The organism is Kumtagia sp., from assembly GCF_059502445.1.
The window spans coordinates 16,647-36,958 of record NZ_JCACER010000054.1; the positions used below are offsets into that span (position 1 = coordinate 16,647).

Below are 20,312 nucleotides of genomic sequence, written 5' to 3' on the forward strand. Positions count from 1 at the left end.
CGTCGACCGGGCGGCCTTTCTTTATTTCGACGGCGTGTGGAATCAGAAGCCGGCTTCGGCCAGCAGTCGGCGCAGGCCGTCGGCGTCGAGCACGTCGTGGTTGGTGTCGCTGGAATAGGAGAAGCGGTCCGGCACCCGGGTCGCGCCTATCGTCTCGGTGAGCGATTTGCGGGCAAAGTCGTCGAAGGCCGGCTCGATCGCGTAGCGGCTGCCCAGATCGACGGTGATGTAGGCGTCGTCGACCGAGATCATCACCTCGTGCAGCTTTTCGCCAGGGCGGATGCCGACGTTGTAGGTCTTGCAGTTCGGAGCGAGCACCTGCGCGAGCAGCATGATGTTCACGCTCGGGATCTTGGGCACGAAGACCTCGCCGCCCTGCATGATCGGGAAGCTGGACAGCACGAAATCGACGCCCTGCTCGAGCGTGATCCAGAAGCGGGTCATGCGCTCGTCGGTGATCGGAATGTCGGCGTTCTGCTTGGCGAGCGCGGCGAAGAACGGCACCACGGATCCGCGCGAGCCGATGACGTTGCCGTAGCGGACCACCGAAAAACGGGTCCTGCGGTTGCGGCCGACGAGATTGTTGGCGGCCACGAACGACTTGTCCGACGCGAGCTTGGTCGCGCCGTAGAGATTGATCGGATTGCAGGCCTTGTCGGTGGAGAGGGCGACGACTTTTTCCACATCATTGTCGAGCGCGGCGGCGATCACGTTCTCGGCGCCCATGATGTTGGTCTTGATGCATTCCATCGGGTTGTATTCGGCCGCCGGAACCTGCTTCAGGGCGGCCGCGTGAACGACGAAATCCATGCCGCGCATGGCCATGCGCAGGCGGTCCTGGTCGCGCACGTCGCCGATGAAGAAACGCAGCGCGTGCAGCTTCTCCTTCGGGAACTTCTGCCGCAGGGCCTGCTGCATCTCGTATTGCTTGAGCTCGTCACGAGAGTAGACGACGATCCGGTCTGGCGTGCTGGTCGTCAGCACCCGTTCGATGAAGGCTTTGCCGAACGAGCCGGTGCCGCCGGTGACGAGAATGTTCCGGTTGTTCAGGTCGATAAGCTGCATTATCTTTCCCATCTTTTTGGCAGCCTCTGCACTCAGAAGCATCGACTGCCCGGGTTATGGACATGGGTCGCGGGTGCCCCAACCCCGACGTGATCAACGGGGGACGTTCAACAGCGGCTCGCTGCCAAAGTCAATATGCGGCATAGCCGAAGATAAAGATTTGTATCGACAATCCGGTTTTCGTTCAGTTGCGTCGTTAGGGCACGAGAAACCCTTGACCTTCCGAAATGCTGTGGCAATAGTCCGGCCGGTTTTCTTGCGTTGTGTCATATTTCTGACGAAACGCGTGGTTCAAAAGCGAATCGCATTGGCGCTGCACCCGGCGTTGCCAGATCATCGTAGAGTTTGTCCCAAACAAGGCGGAGCCCGACGGAATGATACCCTATGGCCGGCAATCGATCAGCGAAGACGACATCAAAGCGGTCGTCGACGTCCTGCGCGGCGACTATCTGACCACCGGACCGGCAGTAGGGGCCTTCGAGGCGGCACTTGCTGAAAGTGTAGGCGCAAGACACGCCATTGCCTGTTCCAACGGCACGGCGGCGCTGCATCTGGCCAGTCTGGCCATCGGGCTCGAGCCCGGCGATCAGGTGATCGTCCCGTCGATATCCTTCGTGGCGACCGCCAACGGGCCGCGGCTCGTCGGTGCCGAAATCGTCTTTGCCGACGTCGACCCGGATAGCGCGCTGCTGACCCCCGCGGCGCTCGAGGACGCCATCTCCCGGGCCGATCCGCAGCGGCTGAAAGCCGTCTTTGTCGTCCACATGGGCGGCAACCCGGCCCCCATGGCGGAAATTTCCGCGATTGCGCGGGCCCGCGGGCTGAAGGTGATCGAGGACGCCTGCCATGCGCTCGGCACCGAGGCGGAGGACGGGCGCCCCTGGCGCGTCGGCGACTGCGCCTTCTCCGACTGCGCGGTGTTCTCGTTCCATCCGGTCAAGACGATCACCACCGGGGAGGGCGGTGCGATCACCACGAACGACGACGGACTGGCGCGCCGCATGCGGCTCGAGCGCAACCACGGACTGGAGCGCGAGCGCGAGGGTTTCGGCAACGAAGCGCTGGCTTTCGACACCGACGGCGCCACAAACCCGTGGTACTACGAACTGACGAGGCTCGGGCTGAACTATCGCCTCACCGATTTCCAGGCGGCGCTCGGGACGACGCAATTGTCGCGGCTGCCGGACTTCCTGCGGCGCCGGCGCGCGCTGACGGCGCGCTACCGCGAGGCGTTCGCCCGGCTGAACGACGATTCGCTGAGCCTGGTGCCGGCCCCGGCCAGCAGCGATCCGGCACTGCACCTGATGGTGGCGCTGGTGGATTTCGAAAGGCTGGGGATCAGCCGGGCGAAGTTCATGAACCGGCTGCGCGACAAGGGCGTGGGCACGCAGGTGCACTACATCCCCATCCACCGGCAGCCCTATTATGTGAAGGCGTCGCCTTCGCCCGACCTGCCCGGCGCCGACCGCTATTATTCGCGCTGCCTGTCCCTGCCGCTTTACCCGGACATGACCGAGGCGGACGTGGACAAGGTAGTGGAAGCGGTGCGGGCCGTGGCGCAGGGCTGACGGCCGCGCCCTTCCAGGGGCTGCGCGACGTTCGTGAGTTGCCGCCGGCGCGCCGGCGGCAATTTCGAAGCTGCCGCGCAGCCGATTGTCGAGAATCCTGTCCTGATTCCTGGTTTTCTCCGGCGTTTCCACGGAGATAGAGCGCATTCCTGCTCTCATTATCGATGAGTCTTGCAGGTACCGGATTGCAGTCCGCCCGCCAAGGCGTCTAGAGTGCGGTTCGGGACAAGGAGCGGCCTGCGTGCTGAACAGGGCGGAGCTTGGCAAGGAAGCCGACGTCGTGCGGGCGCTCGAGGAGGACATCATCTTCGGGCGGCTGGCGCCGGGCACCCGTCTGGTGGAGGACGTGCTGCTGGCGCGCTTCCCGGTTTCTCGCCACGCCATCCGCCAGGCGCTCTACCAGCTTGAGCGGCTGGGCATCGTCACGCGCGAGCGCAACAAGGGTGCGACGGTGCGGCGGCTTGCACCCGACGAGGTGCTCCAGATCTATGCCGTGCGCGAGATGCTGCAGCGCCAGGCGGCCCTGATGATCCCGCTGCCGGCGCCGGTCTCGCTGATCGACGAGCTGACGGAGCTGGACCGGGTTCACGGCGAACATGTCGAAAACGGCAGCCTGCGCGGCATCCACGAGGCCAACGACCGCTTCCACCTCGCTTTGTTCTCCGCCTGCGGCAACAAGTACCTGGTCGAATCGATCGAGCACTACATGGAGCTCAGCCTTCCGGTTCGGGCCAAGTCCCTCGCCGACCGGGAGCAGCTGGAAATATCGCGCCGGCATCACCGCATGATGATCGAGGCGCTGGCGGGCAGGGACAGCTGGGTGCTGGCGCAACTCTGCGTCGACCACCTGCAGCCGAGCAAGCAGCTCTATCTGGAAGGCATCGGCAGGGCCGGCGAGACGTAGCCGGCATTCGGGATCGATGGCCGGCGGTCTGCAATCAAGGGAGACAGGAATGGGCAAGCGGATCATGTTCACGGGCGGCAGCGGCAAGGCCGGCCGGCATGTGGTGAACTATCTGGTCGAGCGCGGCCACCAGGTGCTTAATCTCGATGCGAAGCCGCTGGACCATCCGGATGTGCGGACCCTGATCACCGACATCACCGACAGCGGCCAGGTCTTCAACGCGCTGTCGAGCTATATGGGCAGGCACGAGTTCGATCCGTCGCTGCGACCGCAGCCGGTCGATGCCCTCGTCCATTTCGCCGCCATCCCGCGCATCATGATCACGCCCGACAACGAGGTTTTCCGCATCAACGCGCTCGGCACCTACAACGTCGTCGAGGCGGCGGTGAAGCTCGGCATCCGCAAGATCGTCATCGCCTCCAGCGAGACGACCTACGGCCTGGTCTTCGCCAACGAGCCGCGCGATCCCGGCTATTTTCCGCTCGACGAGGATTACGACGTCGATCCCATGGACAGCTACGCGCTCTCCAAGATCGTCAACGAGCAGACGGCGCGGGCGTTCGCGGCGCGCAGCGGCTTCGACATCTATGCGCTGCGCATCGGCAACGTCATCGAGCCGCACGAATACAAGTTGTTCCCGAAGTGGTTCGCCGACCCGGGTTTCCGCAAGCGCATCGCCTGGAGCTACATCGACGCGCGTGATCTCGGCCAGATCGTCGACCTGGCGGTGGCGAAGGACGGCCTCGGCTACCAGGTGTTCAATGCCGCCAATGACGACTGCTCGTCCGACCTGCCGACCAGGGAACTGCTCGCCCGCTTCTATCCCGGCGTGCCGCTGAAGCGCGAGCTGGGTGAATACGAGACGCTGCTGTCGAACCGCAAGGCCAGGGAGGTGCTCGGCTTCCGCGAGGCGCACAACTGGCGCAAATATGTCCGGCCGGCCTGACCCGGCCTGCCATCGAGCGAGACAGCGCATAACGGCGGGACGCCACGGAGGCGGCGCCGATTTCAGGAGGAAACGACATGAGCAGCGACACCGGCGAACGGATCGGCTTCATCGGCATCGGCCTGATGGGCCACGGCATCGCCAGGAACATCGTCGACAAGGGCTATCCGGTGACCTTTCTCGGCCGCAGCAAGCGCGCGCCGGCCGACGACCTCGTGTCGCGCGGCGCAGTCGAGGTCCGCTCGGTGGAAGAGGTGGCGGCGGCCTCCACCGTCGTCTTCCTGTGCGTGACCGGCTCGCGCGAGGTCGAGGCGATCGTGCGCGGCCCGGGCGGCCTGAAGGGCGCTTTGAAGCCGGGCTCGGTCATCGTCGACTGCTCCACTTCCGATCCGACCTCGACGGCCGCGCTGGCGGCGGAACTGGCTCCGCTCGGCATCGAGCTTGCCGACGCGCCGCTCGGCGGCACGCCCAAGGAGGCCGCGGAAGGCAAGCTCAGCGCCATGGTCGGCGCCGGCGACGCGGTGTTCGCCAGGCTGCGTCCGGTGATCGAGACCTGGGCGGCCAAGGTGGTGCATATCGGCGTCACCGGCGACGGCCACCGCATGAAGCTGCTCAACAACTTCCTGTCGCTCGGCTATGCGGCAATCTATTCGGAGGCGCTGGCGCTGGCGCAGAAGGTGGGCATCTCGCCGGCGCGCTTCGACGCGGTGATCCGCGGCGGCCGCATGGATTGCGGCTTCTACCAGACCTTCATGCGCTGGACCCTCGAAGGCGACCGCGACGCGCACAAATTCACCATCGCCAACGCCTTCAAGGATCTGAAATATCTGGAATCGATGGCGGACGCCGCCGGGCTGATCAACCCGCTCGGCAACGCTGCGAAGAACGCCTTTGCCGTGGCCGTCGCCGCAGGCGCCGCCGACGAGTTCGTGCCGATGCTGCCGACCCATGTCGGCCGCCTCAACGGCGTCGACCTGGCACCGCCTTCCAGCGAAGGCCCATAAGCCGATCGATCCCGGGCGGGCTGCTTGGGATCGTCATCGAGTGCGGGCGCGGGTTTCGCCGCCTGCATCGTCAGTCGTTCAGGCGGCGCCCCGGTGACTTCATCACCGGAGGCGCCTTTGCTTGGTCGCGAGTAGCCTTGGACGACGGTCCACCGGCCACAGCCAACTGCCGCCGGAGAGCATCGCGCGCCTGACGCTCCCCCTTGTCGAGGGAGTGCCGGGCTCGGGGAGGGGAGGAAACGACGGCCGGGGACGGCCGCCGATCGGGTTACTTCCGTTCCATCAGGAACCAGGTCGCGTCGTCGCGCGGGAAGACCGGATCCCGCCGGTAAACGAAGCCGTAGTCCGCCAGGCGGAAGTTGGGGTGCCTGTCCATGAATTCGCCGGCGAAATCGCGCTTGAACAGGCGCTGGTCGTGCCCGCGATAGTCGATCGTGACCGGCACCGGGTTATAGTATTCCGAGATCAGCACATATTTCCTGCCGATCGCCGCCATCTTGTCGTAGACTTCCGGAAGCCGCTCAGGGTTGATGTGGATCAGCACGCCCTTGGTGAAGACCAGGTCGACATCGCCGACGCTCGCCGGATCGATCTCGAGAATGGACCCGTTGATGACGCCGGGAAAATCCTTCACGGCGTTGGCATGGGCGGTCTTGTTGATTTCCACGCCGCTGATCGTGCTTCCCGGCTTCAGCAGTTTGAGCGCGCGAAGATTCTGGCCGATATTGCATCCGAGCTCGAATATCGATGAAACATCGTATGCCTTTGACAGGATACGCGAGAACATCGCCAGTGTCGCGCTGATGTCGTAGCGGTTACGGTTGACATACTCGTCACCGAACTCGCCGGCCCAAAACTGTTCCTGTTCCGTCGCGAATTGTGTCACTGGGAAATCCTCAAGCGTTGATGATAGGACTTTTTTGCGTCAGCAAGGGTATCTATCGCTAACGGGCGACGCCCGGCAGCCACATAACCCAAGATCAGAGGTTTGTCATCCTCAAGTTCGGCGTAGACGAGATTTCCTCGTTGTTGGCCGAGAGGCGATGAAAGTTCAATAACAGCTCGGCTTCTGCCCAATCCTCCAGAGTATCGATGTCACGAGCCCTGTTCTGCGGAATCATAATCGGCACGGAGCGATGCCCATACATCAATCCGTCATCCATGAAGGGCGCGCGAGCACCCCAATAAAACTGGCCAACGTCATAGAAGCATTCTTCGAGGTCCTGTGATCGTGTAAACCGATGCTCGGGATTGAGCATTTCCACTCCGCCCGCGGCGCTGCGGCGGAGCGCACGCTGGATGGGCGATGGAAAGTGCGTGGCGGCGAAGGCGAAATCCGTTTCCGGCCGCGACAGCGCGTCGAAACCGGCCCGTAAATCGTCGACGGCCAGGAAGGCGGCCGTCGCGAGAATACAACAAGCGAAAGCGACCGGTCTGTCATAATGCTCTTCCGCGGCGGCGATCGCATGCTTGATCACGGGACGCAGCGGTGTGTGATCATCGCTCAGACTGGCCGGCCGCACGAACGGTCGGAGCGCTCCGGCTTCTGCCGCAACGGCTGCGATCTCGTCGTCGTCCGTCGATACGACGACGTGGTCGAACAGGCCGCTCTTCAACGCTGCGGCTACCGGCCAATGGATCATTGGCCGGCCGCCGAAAGGCCGAATGTTCTTGCGCGGAATCCGCTTGCTGCCGCCGCGCGCGGGAATGATGGCCAGTATCTGTCCTTGTGGCACGCGACGGCTCGTCCCTGCTGTCAACGCACGAAGTCGTAATGGATAAGCGACGAGGGATTGAGCACGTTGGCCTGGCCGTTGAAATCGTACTCCATTCGCCTGACGCGGATCGAGCCCTCCTTCTCAAGGCCCTTTACGATGCGAAGCAGATTCGTGTTGTAGTTGAGCCGCCAGGACCACCAGGCGGCATTTTCGGCGACCGACTCGATGTTGCCGGCCAGCGCCTTCTCGCCGATGCTCTCGAAGAACGCATCGTCATGATTTTCGCGCTTGTTCAGCAGCTCCGGCTCGCGCTGCCAGCCAACGGGCTCGAAATGCACCACGGTGACCTCGTTGGCGATTTCCTTTAGTTGGCTGAACAGAATCGGATTGATGGCGTCGACCTGCTCGATCGAGTGGGACGTGAACAGCAGGATATGGCCCTTCTGCCGCTTCAGGAAGGTCACGTCCGGGTCGCGGAAATCGAAGTTGAACGCGCGATAGGCCATGTTGGGTTCGGTGCCCGCGATGTACCGTGCGCAGATCTGGCCTTCCCGCGTGTATTCGCCGCCGTAGTAGATCAGCTTTTTCGATCTGGTGGCGCCATGCGCGATGAACAGCTGGAAGAGGTTCGACGACCAGCCGCTGCCAAGCTCCATGATACCGGTCGTGTCGCGCCGTATCAGCTGGGAGAGATAACGGATCTGGCTGATGTGACCCAGCGCATATTTTCCATTGCGGACGTCCGGATAATAGAAGCCGTCGCCCAGGTCCTTGCCCTCGTTGCCGAGAATTTCGCCGCCGATGTTTTTGACGATGTCCTTGACGACGTAGTAGCGACCCGGATCCTTTCGCGAGATATTCAGCTCCCGCAGCTCCACGAGCAGGGATGACAGGTGGTCGTTGGGACGGTCCTTCAAGAAGCGCTTGGCGACCGTGAGTACGCTCTTCCAGCCCTTCTCCTGGCTTGCCTTGCTCCGGGCAGTGCCTTTTGTTGCGACTTTTTCCGCGAGGGCGTCTTCTTTTTCAACCACGGATGCTTGCGACATCATATGCTCCTGACAGACAGATCATGAATTGCGGATGCCGGCAGTGCGCCGGTTGGCGAAGATCAAATTCGGGGTTCGTCGAGGATGCCGATCGCGCGCTTGGCCAGGATCGACGCCTGCGCATCGCCATGCTTCACATACGACTGCATATCCTCGTCTATCCAATAGGGTGGATAGACGACTTTGTTCGTCATCGGCCGGGCATGATAGCGGTAGTCGAGAATGAATCCCGACGTGCTCATATAGTGCAGCCAGATCGCCGCCCGCGCCCGCATGTCGGGCGCGGCTTTCGCGCGTGACTTGAACCGGAGCATGTTTTCGTATTGCCGGCGGCCTGTCGGAACCAGATGGCCGAGCGGATAGTCGATCGGTCCGAAATGGCCGCAAAGGACGGTCGGTATCTCCAGCAGCGCCATTTCTACCGCAGCCGTTCCATTGTAGAGCAGCCCGAGGTCGACAAACCGCTTGAGCGACTGGATGTCGAACCATCTGTGGCCCAGGATGATGACATTATCCGGGATGTCGACCTTGATGAGGTCGACGAAATACTCGTTGAGGTAGGTGCCGATCGACTCGTTCAGTTCGTGCGGGTGCGGCTTGATCAGAAGCAGGGTGTCGGTGTCGCGCACCGCCTCGATGCTGTGATTGAGCCAGTCCGAGAGGTCTTTGTGGGCGGGACCGCCGTCGAAGGGCACGGCCGAATCGCACACCACCCGGCCCAACAGGCAAACGACCTTGCCGCCCTTGGCCCGCCATTCCATGATCCGTTTCTCGCAAGCCTCGACGGCCGGATCCGGATTCGATTGACCGGCCGTCGTCCGGCGGATGCTCGCCACGGCTTCAATCCGGGTAAGGACATCGGCGATGTTCTTCTTGTGGAGCTGGTAATAGCTTTCGAAGAACTCCGGTATGGGCATGCTCGATGCCCGCACATGCCGGTGTTTCGTCACGTTGCGGATAACGCAGCGCGTCGAGATCGATGTCTGGAAGTTCTTGAAGTAGTTCTCGTAGCCGTTCGCGGTATGCAGGCAGAAGAAGGTGTCCGGATCGCCGAATTCGTCGCAGTACGAACGAAACAGCGACTCCGGCAGCCGTGAATTGAAGAGCGTCATGAAGCCGCAGCGCAGGCCCATGGTCGAAAAATGCGCCCGCGCATAGGCCGCGGCCTTGGCGTAGCGTTGGGTCCACAGGCACAGGCCGTCCAGATAAGTCGAGAGTGACGGGCAGGTCAGGTCGACATTGAAGGCCCGGCGGCCAATTCGGGCATCCTCCATCATGGAGTGCGACAGGTCGATGTTGCCCCAGCGCAGGATACCCTTCTGGGGTTCGGCCTTGAAACCCTCGAGAGCGGGAAGCTGCCACTCGGCCTCGGGCCTGAAACTGTTCTCCAGGGTAATGCAGCCGTGCAGCACGTCGATGCGCGGATTGCCGGTGAGCTCTCGCGGCAGCAGTCCCTCGACCAGCGGAATGACGGCCCAGCCCCGCCGCTTCAGCATCATCAGCACGACCAGCGGGTATTTCCGCAACTGGTCGATGTTGCGGGCGGCAAGCAGCATCACCCCGACAGGATTTTTGGGCTGCTTTTCCTTCAGGTAGAAATTCGACGTCTTGCGCAGGAAGTCGAGCTCGCCGTAACGGCGCACCAGGTTCCAATGGTTGAACGGGGTCAAGCTCGACGGTTTCGCCAGCATGTAGGCATGGACGCGCTTGATCAGGTGGAGCGCATCGGTAAAGCGGCTTTGCCGTTGCAGGATATTGACGAAATAGAGGGCTGCCGGCGACCCCTGCAGGGCCGGCTTGAGCTTCCGGAAGACCTTTTCGGCGTCCTCGAACTCGCGACACAGCATCGCCCATCGCAGGAATGCCTTGAGCTCGCCCTCGCTGGAAGGCAGGCCCTTGATCTCGCGGCGCAGCTTCAGCGTAACCGGCTTCCACACGTCGAGATTTTCCGACACCAGGGTAGGCAACGCCTGCCACCGGAACGGTTCGAAGCTCTGCCACCTTACGATCTCGAGCAGTTTCGTCTTCAGCTTCTCCGTTTCCGGCGCGCGTCGAAGCTTGATGCATAGCTCGAGGGCGAGGTTCAGCGTCTGGATGGCGAGTTTTCTGTGCTTGTCCTCGGGATAGTCCGCTTCTGCCGACGCAAGGACGCGATCGATCCCCTCCTGGACCTCATCATAGCAGCGATGGGCGACCCCGTAGGCGTGATGGTAGGACAGCTGGCGCCGCGTGGCGTGGCGCAGCATCTCCTTGATCGTCTTCAGCTTGACGACGAGCGCCGGGCTGGCATTGAAATCGGCAAGGCAGGAATTCAGGTACCGCTCTTCGTCGCGGGCCTGGAGAAGCGGTTCCTTGAAGTTCAACGAAGCGCTCTGGTTGTCCGTGCCTTCCCGCGCGAAACTGTCTTCAAGCGCGAGCGTCGCGTAGCTCGAGCCGCGCTCGTTATCCAGCCAGAGCATCTCCTCGCGGGCGATCAGGTCGACTACCCGCCAGGTGCCGCTCAGCGTGTCGAACTGGCGCTTGACGGCCTTGCTCTCCGCCGCCGAACGCGTGGGCTGCGCCGAAAGCGCCCGCAGCTTGTCGCTCAGCATGGCGCTGGCTGACGCGGGGTCGCCTGCCTTTGCCGTTGTCACGGCGTTCAGGTAGAGCAGGAACGTGCTGTTCGGCATCTTCTTGAGCGCGGCCACCGAAGCGTCGCGCAGGCGAACCCGCCCGGCGTCGCTGACCAATTGCCGAGCAAGGAGGTCGCCTACGGTGACAGGCATGTTCTTGCCGATCACCTCATACCTGGCCGCCAGATAGAGCAACCGCGGGTAGTTCCGTTTCCTCAGCGGCAGTTCGATCAGATTGTTCAGGTGGGCAAGGCGCAAATCGGTGATGCGCTTGTCGCTTTCCGTTCCTTTCCAGGCACGCGAGACGAGCGAAAGCAGGCGGCGGTCGGCCTGCCTCTGTGCTGTAATCCAGGTGAGCAGTTGGCGCGCTTCCGCGTTGCGGCTGACCTTCAGCAGCAGTTCGACGCTCCATAGCAGAGCGGAATAGCCGAAGGTCGATTTGCTGGCCGCCACCGGCGGTTTGCCGGAAGCTGGAACCTGTGACGCGATATTGGACGATGAGATCGACACGTCGACAAGGGTCCCTTGAAGGTTGATGCCAGCGCGATGCGGATAGCGTGGACTGAGAAGCCTGTCCACCCTCCAGGACGGAATTTCATCAAAACATCATGTTGCTGGTGATAATTCTTCGCTCCGGTGCAAGGTGGGCATCCGGAAAAAAGAGATGATCGGCCCGCGCAGCCCGTCTCCGGCGGCCGATTCTTGTCTTGCGGGTATCCCTCTTTTGGGCGACATCATGGCGAGAGCTGCCTGCTACTTTGCAAAACGGTCCACTGCGGCCGTTTGTGTTGATATAGGTCGTGTTGCAAGTCGCGCCGCCCGGCCGCATCGCGGCACGGTGCAAGCCGTTGCGGCGCGGCCGCTGCGGCGCGCCGAATGCAAATGGCAACATGGTCGCCGAATTTTGGCGCAAACAGGGCGGTTGTTTTGCGCATGCCCGAAGCGGCACCGCGGCTCGACACTAGCCCGGTCTGGCGGAGCGAGGGCAAGACAAAGGCCGTCGCGCTCGGCCCGTCTGGCCTTGTCGGTTGCGGGGATTTCTTCAGATCAGAATTTGCATCGTTCGTAGGTGAAGGAGGCATCCGGAAAGAGCGTCTCGAAGCGCTCGAAATGATCGGCGTCGGTCATCCGGAACGAGGCGGAGATGCTGCTGAACATCACCGCGTCCGAGCAGCCGAGCAGCACGCTGATGTGGTCCTTTTCCTGCCTGATCTTCTCGACCGTGCAGGACTGCTCGGGCGTGGTTATGGTTTTTCCGGAAACGATGAGGCCAGTATCGATGGAGGAGTCGCGGTCGACGAACTCGACCTTGCCGCCGCTTTTCTTGAAGGCCTCGGAGCAGCTGGCGCCTTCCATCACCCAGGCGCCCTGCATCTGCTCCAGCGATGCCGCCGCGACCGTCGCCGAGAAGAAGAGGGCCGCGCCGGCGGCGGTCAATCCGCGAGCAACATGACGGTTCATGAAACACCTCACCCTGATACGAGCGTGCGTACTATTGCCGCTGCCGTGGGCAAAGTCACTCCCCGGAATTTCCGCGTGGGCTTCGTGTTTCCGCTTCCGCCAGTCGGGGCACGCGACTGCGGCACTGGAGTTCGTGCTGCTCGCACCGATGTTCCTGCTGCTGCAGCTCGGCAGGATCGCCCCCGGCGTCCACTTCGGTGCCAGTCACGCGCTGCAGCAGATATCCGCCCGCCGCCAGCATGGCGTTTATCGGCATCGACAAGACGGAGCAAGGCCCTCGCCTGCGGCCGACCGCTCTGGAATTCTGCGCACTTCAGGAAAAGGAAAATGGTGCCCAGGGGCGGATTCGAACCACCGACACGCGGATTTTCAGTCCGCTGCTCTACCAACTGAGCTACCTGGGCTTTTCCCTTGAACGGCGGGCGCCGATCCGCGGGAGCGCCGGTGCGATCCGGCGAAAGCGGCTGGGTTATAGCATGGGATTTTCGGCTGTCCAGCACCGGCGGGAAGGAAAATGGACGTTCGTCGCGTCGCGGGCGGAGGCCGCTGTTCCGGCACCTCCCGAACCGGCGGACACCAGGCGTTGGCAGTCGCGGCGGCGGTTCGCGCCGGCGGGGAGGACCGGCCTCAGCCCGGCTCGCCTCGCTGCGGGTCGTCCTCCTCTTCCTCCTCCTTCACCGGGATGGCGTAGGCGCCCGACAGCCAGCGGTTGAGGTCGATCGCCTTGCAGCGCGGCGAGCAGAACGGGTAGGTCTCGCGCGCCGAGGCCCGGCCGCATTCCGGGCATGGCCGCTTCGGCCTCAGGGGCTCGATTTTCGCGCTTTCGTTTTTCATCATACCCTGGCTGATCAGGCTCGAGCCGCTGGCCAGTTCACATAGGGCTTGTAGCCGTCGGCTGCCAGCAGCCCGAGCGTCTCGTAGAGCGGCAGGCCGACGACGTTGGTGTAGGAGCCGACCAGCTTGACGACGAAGCTGCCGGCCAGGCCCTGCACGGCGTAGGCGCCGGCCTTGCCGCGCCATTCGCCGGAAGCAAGGTAGCCTTCCAGCTCCTCGCGCGAGAAACGCTTGAAGCGCACCCTCGTTTCCACCAGCCGCTGCCGGACCTTGCCGGCCGGCGTGATCAGGCAGACGCCGGAATAGACGCGGTGCGCCCGCCCCGACAGCAGCTTCAGGCAGTTGGCGGCTTCCTCGGTCAGTTCGGCCTTGGGCAGGATGCGGCGCCCAACCGCAACCACCGTGTCGGCGGCGAGCACGAAGGCGTCGGCGAGATCGGCATCGCCCTTGAGCGCCTCCCATGCCCTTTCCGCCTTGGCGCGCGACAGCCGCTTGGCCAGCGAGCGGGGATGCTCGGCACGCTGCGGCGTCTCGTCGACATCGGCCGGAAACACGCGGTCGGGCTCTATGCCCGCCTGCTGCAGGAGCTCGATCCTGCGGGGCGAAGCGGATGCTAGAACAAGCTTCGGTAGGGTGCTCATGGGAAAAGCCGGAGCCGACCGGCGAAATTATTTGAAGCGGTAGGTGATGCGGCCCTTGGTGAGGTCGTAGGGGGTCATTTCGACCAAAACCTTGTCGCCGGTGAGAACGCGGATGCGGTTCTTGCGCATGCGGCCGGCGGTGTGGGCGATGATCTCGTGCTCGTTTTCGAGTTTCACCCGGAACATGGCATTCGGGAGCAGTTCCGTGACCACGCCCGGAAACTCGAGGACTTCTTCCTTCGGCATTCGTTACCTTTTTCTTGGATGGTGCTTCCGGAGGACTGGTCCGGAAAAATTGCGCGGAACCTATATGATTATCGGGCCTTTGTGAACACGCATATTCTTCGCCTTTCAGGCGCCGAACCGGGCGGCGATGCGGGCCTTCAGGCGGTCGCGCACGTCCCGGTAGGCGGACAGAATCTGGTCGCGCGTGCCGGTGGCGGTGGTCGGATCCGGTGTCGGCCAGTATTCGACCTCGACCGCGAGCGAGCGCGTCAGCTCGAGCGCGGCGTGGTGCGCCTCCGGCGCCAGCGTGACGATCAGGTCGAAATAGTCGTCCTCGAGGTCGTCCAGCGTCTGGGCGCGTCGCTGCGGCGCTGCCAGCCCGTCTTCGCGAAGGACGGCGTCGACGAAGGGATCGGGCTCGCCGCGGCGCACGCCCGCCGATGCGACGTAGATGGTTTTGGGCAGCAGCCTGCGGGCGACCGCCTCGGCGATCGGCGAGCGCACCACGTTCATGCGGCACATGAACAGGATCGAGCGGGGCAGGGCGCTCACGTCGGGGCTAGCCGCGCCAGTGCAGAACGCAGATCAGCGTGAACAGCCGCCGCGCCGTATCGAAATCCACGTCGATCTTGCCGGACAGCCGGTCGCGCAGCGTCTGCGAGCCCTCGTTGTGCAGGCCGCGCCGGCCCATGTCGATCGCCTCGATCTGGCTGGGCGTGGCCGAGCGGATGGCCTCGTAATAGCTTTCGCAGATCAGGTAGTAGTCCTTGACGATGCGGCGGAACGGCGTGAGCGACAGGATGTGGGTGATGACCTCGGCGCCGTCCTGGCGGGCGACGGCGAGCACCAGCCGCGAATCGACCAGCGACAGCCTCAGCCGGTAGGGGCCGCAGCCGTCGTCGCTGACCGGCTGGAAGCTGTTCTCCTCGATCAGGTCGAAGATCGCGACGGCGCGCTCGTGCTCGATGTCGGGGGTCGAGCGGCCGATCGATTCGTCGAGCTCGACGTCGACCAGCCTGGAGGTCCTTGCGTCGCGCCCGCGCATGGTCATCCGTCGTTCAGGCGGATGGCGACGGAGCGTGCATGCGCGTCGAGCCCCTCGGCCTTGGCGAGCGCGATCGCGGCCGGCGCCAGCGCCCGGAGCTGCTCGGGACCGACCTTCAGCATCGAAGTCCGCTTCATGAAGTCGAGCACCGAGAGGCCCGACGAGAAGCGCGCCGAACGCGCCGTCGGCAGCACATGGTTGGAGCCGCCGACATAGTCGCCGATCACCTCGGGCGTATGGCGGCCGAGGAACACCGCGCCGGCATTGGTGAGCCGCTGCAGGAACGTCTCGGCCCCGTCGAAGGCAAGCTCGACATGCTCGGCGGCGATGCGGTCGGCAAGCGGCAGCGCCTCGTCCAGGGTCCCGACCAGGATGATCGCGCCGAAATCGCGCCAGCTCGCCGCCGCCGTCTCGGCGCGCGGCAGAAGCCGGATCTGGCGCTCCACCGCCGCCTCGACCGCGTCGGCGAAGGCGGCATCGTCGGTGATCAGGATGGCCTGTGCGCCGCTGTCGTGCTCGGCCTGGGCGAGCAGGTCGGCGGCGATCCAGTCCGGATCATTGGCGCCGTCGGCGATCACCAGCACTTCCGAGGGGCCGGCGATCATGTCGATGCCGACGGTGCCGAACACCTGCCGCTTGGCCGCCGCCACATAGGCGTTGCCGGGGCCGACGATCTTCGCCACCGGGCGGATCGTCTCGGTGCCGTAGGCAAGTGCCGCGACCGCCTGCGCGCCGCCGACGCGGTAGATCTCGTGCACGCCGGCAAGGTCGGCGGCCACCAGCACCAGCGGGTTGATCGTGCCGCCCGACGGCGGCACCACCATGACCAGCCTCGGCACGCCGGCGACGATCGCCGGCATCGCGTTCATCAGCACGGAACTCGGATAGGCGGCGGTGCCGCCGGGCACGTAGAGGCCGACCGCCTCGATCGCCGTCCAGCGCGAACCGAGCTCGACACCCAGCGCGTCGGTGTAGCGGTCGTCGGCCGGCCGCTGACGCTTGTGGTGGGCGAGAATGCGGTCGCGCGCGAAGGTCAGCGCCTCGACGGTAGCGGCATCGGCCTCCTGGTAGGCGCGCTCGATGTCGGCCCGCGTGACGGCCAGACCCGTCTTGGCGAGGTCGGCCCGGTCGAATTTTTGCGTGTAGTCGAGCAGCGCGGCGTCACCGCGTTCCCGTACCGCTACGATGATGTCGCGCACGATGGCGTCGACATCCGGCGAGACCTCGCGCTTGGTGGTCAGGAAGCGGGCGAAGCGCTCCTCGAAATCGGCTTCGGAAGTGCGAAGGGTCGTGGCCACGGCGAGGCTCTCATATCCGGTGTTTCGGTCGCGAGGACGCTTCCCACGCGCCGCCGAGATCGGCAAGCCGCGCCTCGATGCACTCGACCTCGAGGCGGATCGCGCCGCCGCCCGAGAACACCAGCTCGATGGTTCCGCCGGGCGCTTCGGCCGGATGGAAGCGCAGCGCCAGCAGCGCCAGCACGTCCTCCGGCTTGCCGCGCGCCACGCCGGACGCCTTGACCGCGCCGACCCGCTCGAAATGCAGCACGCTGCTGCGCCGCTGCGGCCGGTCGGGGAACAGCCCCGCCTGCGTCTCCCAGGCGAAGCGGTGGATCGGCACCACGAAACGCCGGTCGCGCTGGTGGAACTTCAGGTCGCCGACCTTGGTCACCGCGTCCTGGACGTGCGCGGAGATGACGTTCAGGTCCTCTTCGTCGAGGGCGGCAAGCTTGAGCTGATCCATGTCCGGCGCCCGGATTGCGAGTAAGCGTCGGCCTAACTATGCACTCTTGCCGACCCGCGCAACCATTGTGGCGGGGATCGCGGTGCGCTGCCTAGGACGACAGCCGCTCGATCACCGCGCCGCAGCCCGACAGCTTCTCCTCGAGCCGCTCGAAGCCGCGGTCGAGATGATAGACGCGGTTGACGATTGTCTCGCCTTCGGCGGCGAGGCCGGCGATCACCAGCGACACCGAGGCGCGCAGATCGGTCGCCATCACCGGCGCGCCCTTCAGCGTGTCGACGCCCTCGACGGTGGCGGTCTGGCCAGAGAGCGAGATTTTGGCGCCGAGGCGGGCCAGCTCCTGCACATGCATGAAGCGGTTCTCGAAGATGGTCTCGGTGATGCGCGACTTGCCCTTGGCCATGGTCATCAGCCCCATGAACTGCGCCTGCAGGTCGGTCGGGAAGCCCGGGAAGGGTTCGGTGGTGATGTCGACCGGCTGGATGCCGTGGCCGTTGCGCTTGACGCGGATGCCGGAATTGGTCGGCACGATCTCGGCGCCGGTCTCGGCGATGATGTCGAGCGCGCCCTGCAAGAGGTCGGGCCGGGCGTTTTCCAAAAGCACGTCGCCACCGGCCATCGCCACCGCCATCGCATAGGTGCCGGTCTCGATGCGGTCGGGGATCACCTTCTGGCGGGCGCCCGACAGCATCTCGACGCCGTCGATATGGATCGTCGAGGTGCCGGCGCCGGTGATCTTCGCGCCCATGGCGTTGAGGCAGTCGGCGAGGTTGACGACCTCCGGCTCGCGCGCGGCGTTCTCCAGCACCGTCTCGCCGCGGGCGAGCGTGGCCGCCATCATCAGCACATGCGTGGCGCCGACGGACACCTTCGGGAACACGTAGCGATTGCCTTTCAGCCGGTTCTTGGCCTTGGCGAGGACATAGCCGTTCTCGACCTCGATCTTGGCGCCGAGCGCCGCGAGGCCTTCGAGGAACAGGTCGACCGGCCGCGTGCCGATGGCGCAGCCGCCGGGCAGCGACACCTTCGCCTCGCCCATGCGCGCCACCAGCGGGCCGACCACCCAGAAGCTCGCCCGCATCTTCGACACCAGCTCGTAGGGCGCCGTGGTGTCGACGATGTTGCGGGCGGTGAAGTTGATGGTGCGCGAATAGCCTTCCTGCTGCTTCTCGCGGCGTCCGTTGACGGAATAGTCGACGCCGTGGTTGCCGAGGATGCGGATCAGCTGCTCGACATCGGCCAGATGGGGCACGTTCTCCAGCGTCAGCGTGTCGTCGGTGAGCAGCGAAGCGATCATCAGCGGCAGGGCCGCGTTCTTGGCGCCGGAGATCGGGATGCGCCCGTTGAGCTCGTTGCCCCCGACCAGTCTGATGCGGTCCATGAAAATCACTTTCCCGGCGAATCGGCCGGCATTTGGCGAGAATTGTACAAAGCGCAGGCTCTAGACGATAGAGCCGCACGGTTCAAGAAACGGCATGCCTGCCCCTGCGTCCGCCCGGCGCAGCATGATGCCGCCAGCCGATTTACGAATCCTTATCCCTCTTCGCCGGCGCGCCGGACGCCTCTCCCTTGCCGGCGTCGGCCGCGGACGACGTGTCGCCGGCGCGCCGCGAGCGCGCCTGCGCCTTGCGCTTGGCCAGATTGGCGCGCAGTTCCTCGGCCAGGCGCGCCGCCCGGTCCGGCTTGGCGGGAATGCTCCCGCTATTTCTGCTTGTCCCCATTTCCGTGCTCGCGATCAGCCCGTCCCGGCTGTAGCATGTCCGACGGCAGAAGGACCTGAAAAATGCGGCCCGGACATGACGTCGCCCGGGCGACAACATGGCATCGCAAGATGCCTTGCGCTTGCCGTTCCCATGTGGCAGAAGGCCCCGCATTCAACGGGCTGCCGTAGCTCAGTGGTAGAGCACTCCCTTGGTAAGGGAACGCTTGACTGTTGCCGATTGCCGTTTCCCTTGATTTTATCCCTATATAATCAATGTCTTAGCAGATGAGCGGTTTACGCCATGCCGCGCAATGTTGCGTCAAATGCACGGAACAAACGGCGAATTGCACAAGGAAGCGCGCAAAATCCGTGCAGGCTTTTGGGTGTTGGAATGGTGCCCACGAGTAGGATCGAACTACCGGCCTCCGCTTTACCAAAGCGGTGCTCTACCACTGAGCTACGTGGGCGACGGGCGGCATATGGCACAAGCGAGTGGCTGGTGCAAGCGTCATGCGGGCGTCGTAGGATTTTGGCGCTGCGTTCAACTAGCGTTCTTTTTCTCCAAATCCGTCCGTCTTCCGGTCCCTTCCGCCAACTTACCCGACCACGCCAGCGGATCCTGCCACCAAGGCAGTGCCCGCCAGACAGCCGGCACCGGCAGTTTGTTGATCGCCTCGATGAGTGGCGCCTGCGGCACGTTGGTGTAGTGGCGGGACATGTCGTCCGCGGCGTGACCGAGGATCTGATCCTTGATGTGAGGGTGAACACCGGCAATCACCAGGCCCGTCGAGGCCGTGTGGCGGCCGGTGTAGGGCGCCACGTCCTTAATTCCACTTCTGCGGCGAGCGCCCTGTATGGCTGTCTTCAGCCCGCCGCCGCCGCCCTCGACGGGCGGATACGGCTCGCCGCGTGGTGCCCGGAACAATCGACCGTCCTCAGCAAGCGCATTGCGCTTTAGCAGCGACTCGAACAGCGGCACAAGAAATTCATGCATCGGTATGCCGCGCGGCTCGCCGGTCTTGGACTTCTCGAGCGTAATCCATCGTCCCTTGACATTCACTTCGTCGGCCAGGAGCGCAAATAGTTCGATTGGCCGCATGCCTGTGTAGAACAGCGCAGTCATGATCATGGCCGGCGCGGGCGACATCGCGGCAACGAACTTTGCGGCGTGCTCATACTCGACAGGGAACGTGCCTGCGCGGCGTTTCGTCAGGCGTACGACATTCGTGCCCTTCGGCTTGCGCGGACGCTTCCACTTGCGCGCCATGTTAGGCTCGTCGGCAAAGGCGTGGTTCCACACGGCGATGAAGGGAGTATAAACCTGCCGGTTGAGGGTTTCGGGCTGCGCCGCAGGATGCAAATCGCGCGCTGCCTTGTCCAATTCGACTTGGCCGATCGTCGACAGCAGCGTCTCATTGAAGTGCGGCACCAATCCGCCCTCCGAACCATCCGCCTTGACGTCCAGAAGGAAACGCAAAGAGCCGCCAGCTGCGGCATAATCCTCGACGGCCTGGCGGAACGTGACAACCGACGCTTTACCGTAGACGCTCTCGTCTAGGAGGCGTTTTTCAGTTTTGATACGGATGGCTTCCGCGAGCGACTTATCGCGAGTTCCCGTAGTTTGGAAGACGCTGTTGCCGCGTACCGTGCCGCGGATGTACCAGGTCTTGCCGCGCTTGAGGAGTTTGAGTCCCATACCAATGCCTCACGTAGTTGCGCCAGTTGGCCGGCAGTAAATAGAATCTTGCGGCCGGAAACCATACACAGGCCGTGTCGCTTGCCCTCCTTGGCAATTCCG

General features: G+C 64.0%; 20 protein-coding genes and 2 tRNA genes. 4 read left to right on the forward strand and 18 right to left on the reverse strand.

Translation table 11 applies throughout. From position 1 onward, the window contains the following. Positions 1 to 42: 42 nt before the first annotated feature. A complete protein-coding gene (gene pseB / locus AC5JDC_RS16980) occupies positions 43 to 1,065 on the reverse strand; it encodes a UDP-N-acetylglucosamine 4,6-dehydratase (inverting) (RefSeq protein WP_495842971.1) in 1,023 nt (340 codons plus the stop codon). A gap of 374 nt (positions 1,066 to 1,439) precedes the next feature. Here pseB and pseC point away from each other — a divergent pair, with 374 nt between their 5' ends. The 4 genes from pseC (at position 1,440) to AC5JDC_RS17000 (ending at position 5,487) form a co-directional block, all read left to right on the forward strand. Beyond that, the gene (gene pseC, locus AC5JDC_RS16985; protein WP_495842973.1) at positions 1,440 to 2,633 is read left to right on the forward strand and encodes a UDP-4-amino-4,6-dideoxy-N-acetyl-beta-L-altrosamine transaminase; all 1,194 of its coding nucleotides are present in this window, start codon (positions 1,440 to 1,442) and stop codon (positions 2,631 to 2,633) included. A gap of 241 nt (positions 2,634 to 2,874) precedes the next feature. Continuing rightward, entirely contained in the window at positions 2,875 to 3,537 is a 663-nt protein-coding gene (locus AC5JDC_RS16990) for a GntR family transcriptional regulator (RefSeq protein WP_495842975.1), read from the forward strand. 49 nt (positions 3,538 to 3,586) lie between these two features. Next, on the forward strand, positions 3,587 to 4,483 hold the full coding sequence (locus AC5JDC_RS16995; protein WP_495842977.1) for an NAD-dependent epimerase/dehydratase family protein: 897 nt from the start codon (positions 3,587 to 3,589) through the stop codon (positions 4,481 to 4,483). A gap of 77 nt (positions 4,484 to 4,560) precedes the next feature. Further along, positions 4,561 to 5,487 (forward strand): NAD(P)-dependent oxidoreductase, encoded by a 927-nt coding sequence (locus AC5JDC_RS17000; RefSeq protein ID WP_495842979.1) that lies wholly within the window; start codon positions 4,561 to 4,563, stop codon positions 5,485 to 5,487. Between the two features lie 268 nt (positions 5,488 to 5,755). Here AC5JDC_RS17000 and AC5JDC_RS17005 read toward each other — a convergent pair whose 3' ends face one another. From AC5JDC_RS17005 to AC5JDC_RS17085, 17 genes are all read right to left on the reverse strand, one after another. Continuing rightward, positions 5,756 to 6,373, reverse strand: coding sequence for a pseudaminic acid biosynthesis-associated methylase (locus tag AC5JDC_RS17005; protein WP_106775335.1), 618 nt, complete (start codon positions 6,371 to 6,373; stop codon positions 5,756 to 5,758). A gap of 94 nt (positions 6,374 to 6,467) precedes the next feature. After that, positions 6,468 to 7,223, reverse strand: coding sequence for a pseudaminic acid cytidylyltransferase (pseF, locus tag AC5JDC_RS17010; protein ID WP_245428631.1), 756 nt, complete (start codon positions 7,221 to 7,223; stop codon positions 6,468 to 6,470). A 20-nt stretch (positions 7,224 to 7,243) separates the two neighbouring features. Then, entirely contained in the window at positions 7,244 to 8,251 is a 1,008-nt protein-coding gene (locus AC5JDC_RS17015; RefSeq protein ID WP_133170172.1) for a hypothetical protein, read from the reverse strand. A gap of 62 nt (positions 8,252 to 8,313) precedes the next feature. Further along, the gene (locus AC5JDC_RS17020; protein WP_495842983.1) at positions 8,314 to 11,442 is read right to left on the reverse strand and encodes a hypothetical protein; all 3,129 of its coding nucleotides are present in this window, start codon (positions 11,440 to 11,442) and stop codon (positions 8,314 to 8,316) included. A 468-nt stretch (positions 11,443 to 11,910) separates the two neighbouring features. Further along, positions 11,911 to 12,324: a hypothetical protein gene (locus AC5JDC_RS17025; RefSeq protein ID WP_495842985.1), complete on the reverse strand. Its 414-nt coding sequence runs from the start codon at positions 12,322 to 12,324 to the stop codon at positions 11,911 to 11,913. A gap of 328 nt (positions 12,325 to 12,652) precedes the next feature. Further along, positions 12,653 to 12,728 (reverse strand) — tRNA-Phe (locus AC5JDC_RS17030). Positions 12,729 to 12,951: 223 nt separating this feature from the next. Continuing rightward, positions 12,952 to 13,158 (reverse strand): DNA gyrase inhibitor YacG, encoded by a 207-nt coding sequence (gene yacG / locus AC5JDC_RS17035; protein WP_106775353.1) that lies wholly within the window; start codon positions 13,156 to 13,158, stop codon positions 12,952 to 12,954. A gap of 14 nt (positions 13,159 to 13,172) precedes the next feature. Then, positions 13,173 to 13,799: a Maf-like protein gene (locus tag AC5JDC_RS17040; RefSeq protein ID WP_106775331.1), complete on the reverse strand. Its 627-nt coding sequence runs from the start codon at positions 13,797 to 13,799 to the stop codon at positions 13,173 to 13,175. 27 nt (positions 13,800 to 13,826) lie between these two features. Continuing rightward, positions 13,827 to 14,045, reverse strand: coding sequence for a translation initiation factor IF-1 (gene infA, locus AC5JDC_RS17045; protein WP_006200926.1), 219 nt, complete (start codon positions 14,043 to 14,045; stop codon positions 13,827 to 13,829). 105 nt (positions 14,046 to 14,150) lie between these two features. After that, on the reverse strand, positions 14,151 to 14,546 hold the full coding sequence (locus AC5JDC_RS17050) for an arsenate-mycothiol transferase ArsC (RefSeq protein ID WP_106775352.1): 396 nt from the start codon (positions 14,544 to 14,546) through the stop codon (positions 14,151 to 14,153). A gap of 37 nt (positions 14,547 to 14,583) precedes the next feature. After that, positions 14,584 to 15,069, reverse strand: coding sequence for a UPF0262 family protein (locus AC5JDC_RS17055; RefSeq protein WP_106775351.1), 486 nt, complete (start codon positions 15,067 to 15,069; stop codon positions 14,584 to 14,586). A gap of 2 nt (positions 15,070 to 15,071) precedes the next feature. Next, a complete protein-coding gene (hisD, locus tag AC5JDC_RS17060) occupies positions 15,072 to 16,367 on the reverse strand; it encodes a histidinol dehydrogenase (protein WP_495842988.1) in 1,296 nt (431 codons plus the stop codon). 10 nt (positions 16,368 to 16,377) lie between these two features. After that, positions 16,378 to 16,812, reverse strand: a complete 435-nt coding sequence (locus AC5JDC_RS17065) for a DUF2948 family protein (protein ID WP_106775329.1) — start codon at positions 16,810 to 16,812, stop codon at positions 16,378 to 16,380. A 91-nt stretch (positions 16,813 to 16,903) separates the two neighbouring features. Next, the gene (murA, locus tag AC5JDC_RS17070) at positions 16,904 to 18,193 is read right to left on the reverse strand and encodes a UDP-N-acetylglucosamine 1-carboxyvinyltransferase (RefSeq protein WP_106775328.1); all 1,290 of its coding nucleotides are present in this window, start codon (positions 18,191 to 18,193) and stop codon (positions 16,904 to 16,906) included. 142 nt (positions 18,194 to 18,335) lie between these two features. Continuing rightward, positions 18,336 to 18,533 (reverse strand): hypothetical protein, encoded by a 198-nt coding sequence (locus AC5JDC_RS17075; protein ID WP_106775327.1) that lies wholly within the window; start codon positions 18,531 to 18,533, stop codon positions 18,336 to 18,338. Positions 18,534 to 18,906: 373 nt separating this feature from the next. Continuing rightward, positions 18,907 to 18,981: transfer RNA gene (locus tag AC5JDC_RS17080), tRNA-Thr, on the reverse strand. A gap of 74 nt (positions 18,982 to 19,055) precedes the next feature. Further along, positions 19,056 to 20,210 (reverse strand): tyrosine-type recombinase/integrase, encoded by a 1,155-nt coding sequence (locus AC5JDC_RS17085; RefSeq protein ID WP_495842991.1) that lies wholly within the window; start codon positions 20,208 to 20,210, stop codon positions 19,056 to 19,058. Positions 20,211 to 20,312 lie beyond the last annotated feature (102 nt).

Coding starts and splice junctions, on each gene's coding strand:
- pseB (WP_495842971.1), bottom strand. CDS start 1,065: ATGCAGCTTATCGACCTGAACAACCGGAACATTCTCGTCACCGGCGGC.
- pseC (WP_495842973.1), top strand. CDS start 1,440: ATGATACCCTATGGCCGGCAATCGATCAGCGAAGACGACATCAAAGCG.
- AC5JDC_RS16995 (WP_495842977.1), top strand. CDS start 3,587: ATGGGCAAGCGGATCATGTTCACGGGCGGCAGCGGCAAGGCCGGCCGG.
- AC5JDC_RS17000 (WP_495842979.1), top strand. CDS start 4,561: ATGAGCAGCGACACCGGCGAACGGATCGGCTTCATCGGCATCGGCCTG.
- AC5JDC_RS17015 (WP_133170172.1), bottom strand. CDS start 8,251: ATGTCGCAAGCATCCGTGGTTGAAAAAGAAGACGCCCTCGCGGAAAAA.
- AC5JDC_RS17025 (WP_495842985.1), bottom strand. CDS start 12,324: ATGAACCGTCATGTTGCTCGCGGATTGACCGCCGCCGGCGCGGCCCTC.
- yacG (WP_106775353.1), bottom strand. CDS start 13,158: ATGAAAAACGAAAGCGCGAAAATCGAGCCCCTGAGGCCGAAGCGGCCA.
- AC5JDC_RS17040 (WP_106775331.1), bottom strand. CDS start 13,799: ATGAGCACCCTACCGAAGCTTGTTCTAGCATCCGCTTCGCCCCGCAGG.
- infA (WP_006200926.1), bottom strand. CDS start 14,045: ATGCCGAAGGAAGAAGTCCTCGAGTTTCCGGGCGTGGTCACGGAACTG.
- AC5JDC_RS17050 (WP_106775352.1), bottom strand. CDS start 14,546: ATGTGCCGCATGAACGTGGTGCGCTCGCCGATCGCCGAGGCGGTCGCC.
- AC5JDC_RS17055 (WP_106775351.1), bottom strand. CDS start 15,069: ATGCGCGGGCGCGACGCAAGGACCTCCAGGCTGGTCGACGTCGAGCTC.
- AC5JDC_RS17065 (WP_106775329.1), bottom strand. CDS start 16,812: ATGGATCAGCTCAAGCTTGCCGCCCTCGACGAAGAGGACCTGAACGTC.
- murA (WP_106775328.1), bottom strand. CDS start 18,193: ATGGACCGCATCAGACTGGTCGGGGGCAACGAGCTCAACGGGCGCATC.
- AC5JDC_RS17075 (WP_106775327.1), bottom strand. CDS start 18,533: ATGGGGACAAGCAGAAATAGCGGGAGCATTCCCGCCAAGCCGGACCGG.
- AC5JDC_RS17085 (WP_495842991.1), bottom strand. CDS start 20,210: ATGGGACTCAAACTCCTCAAGCGCGGCAAGACCTGGTACATCCGCGGC.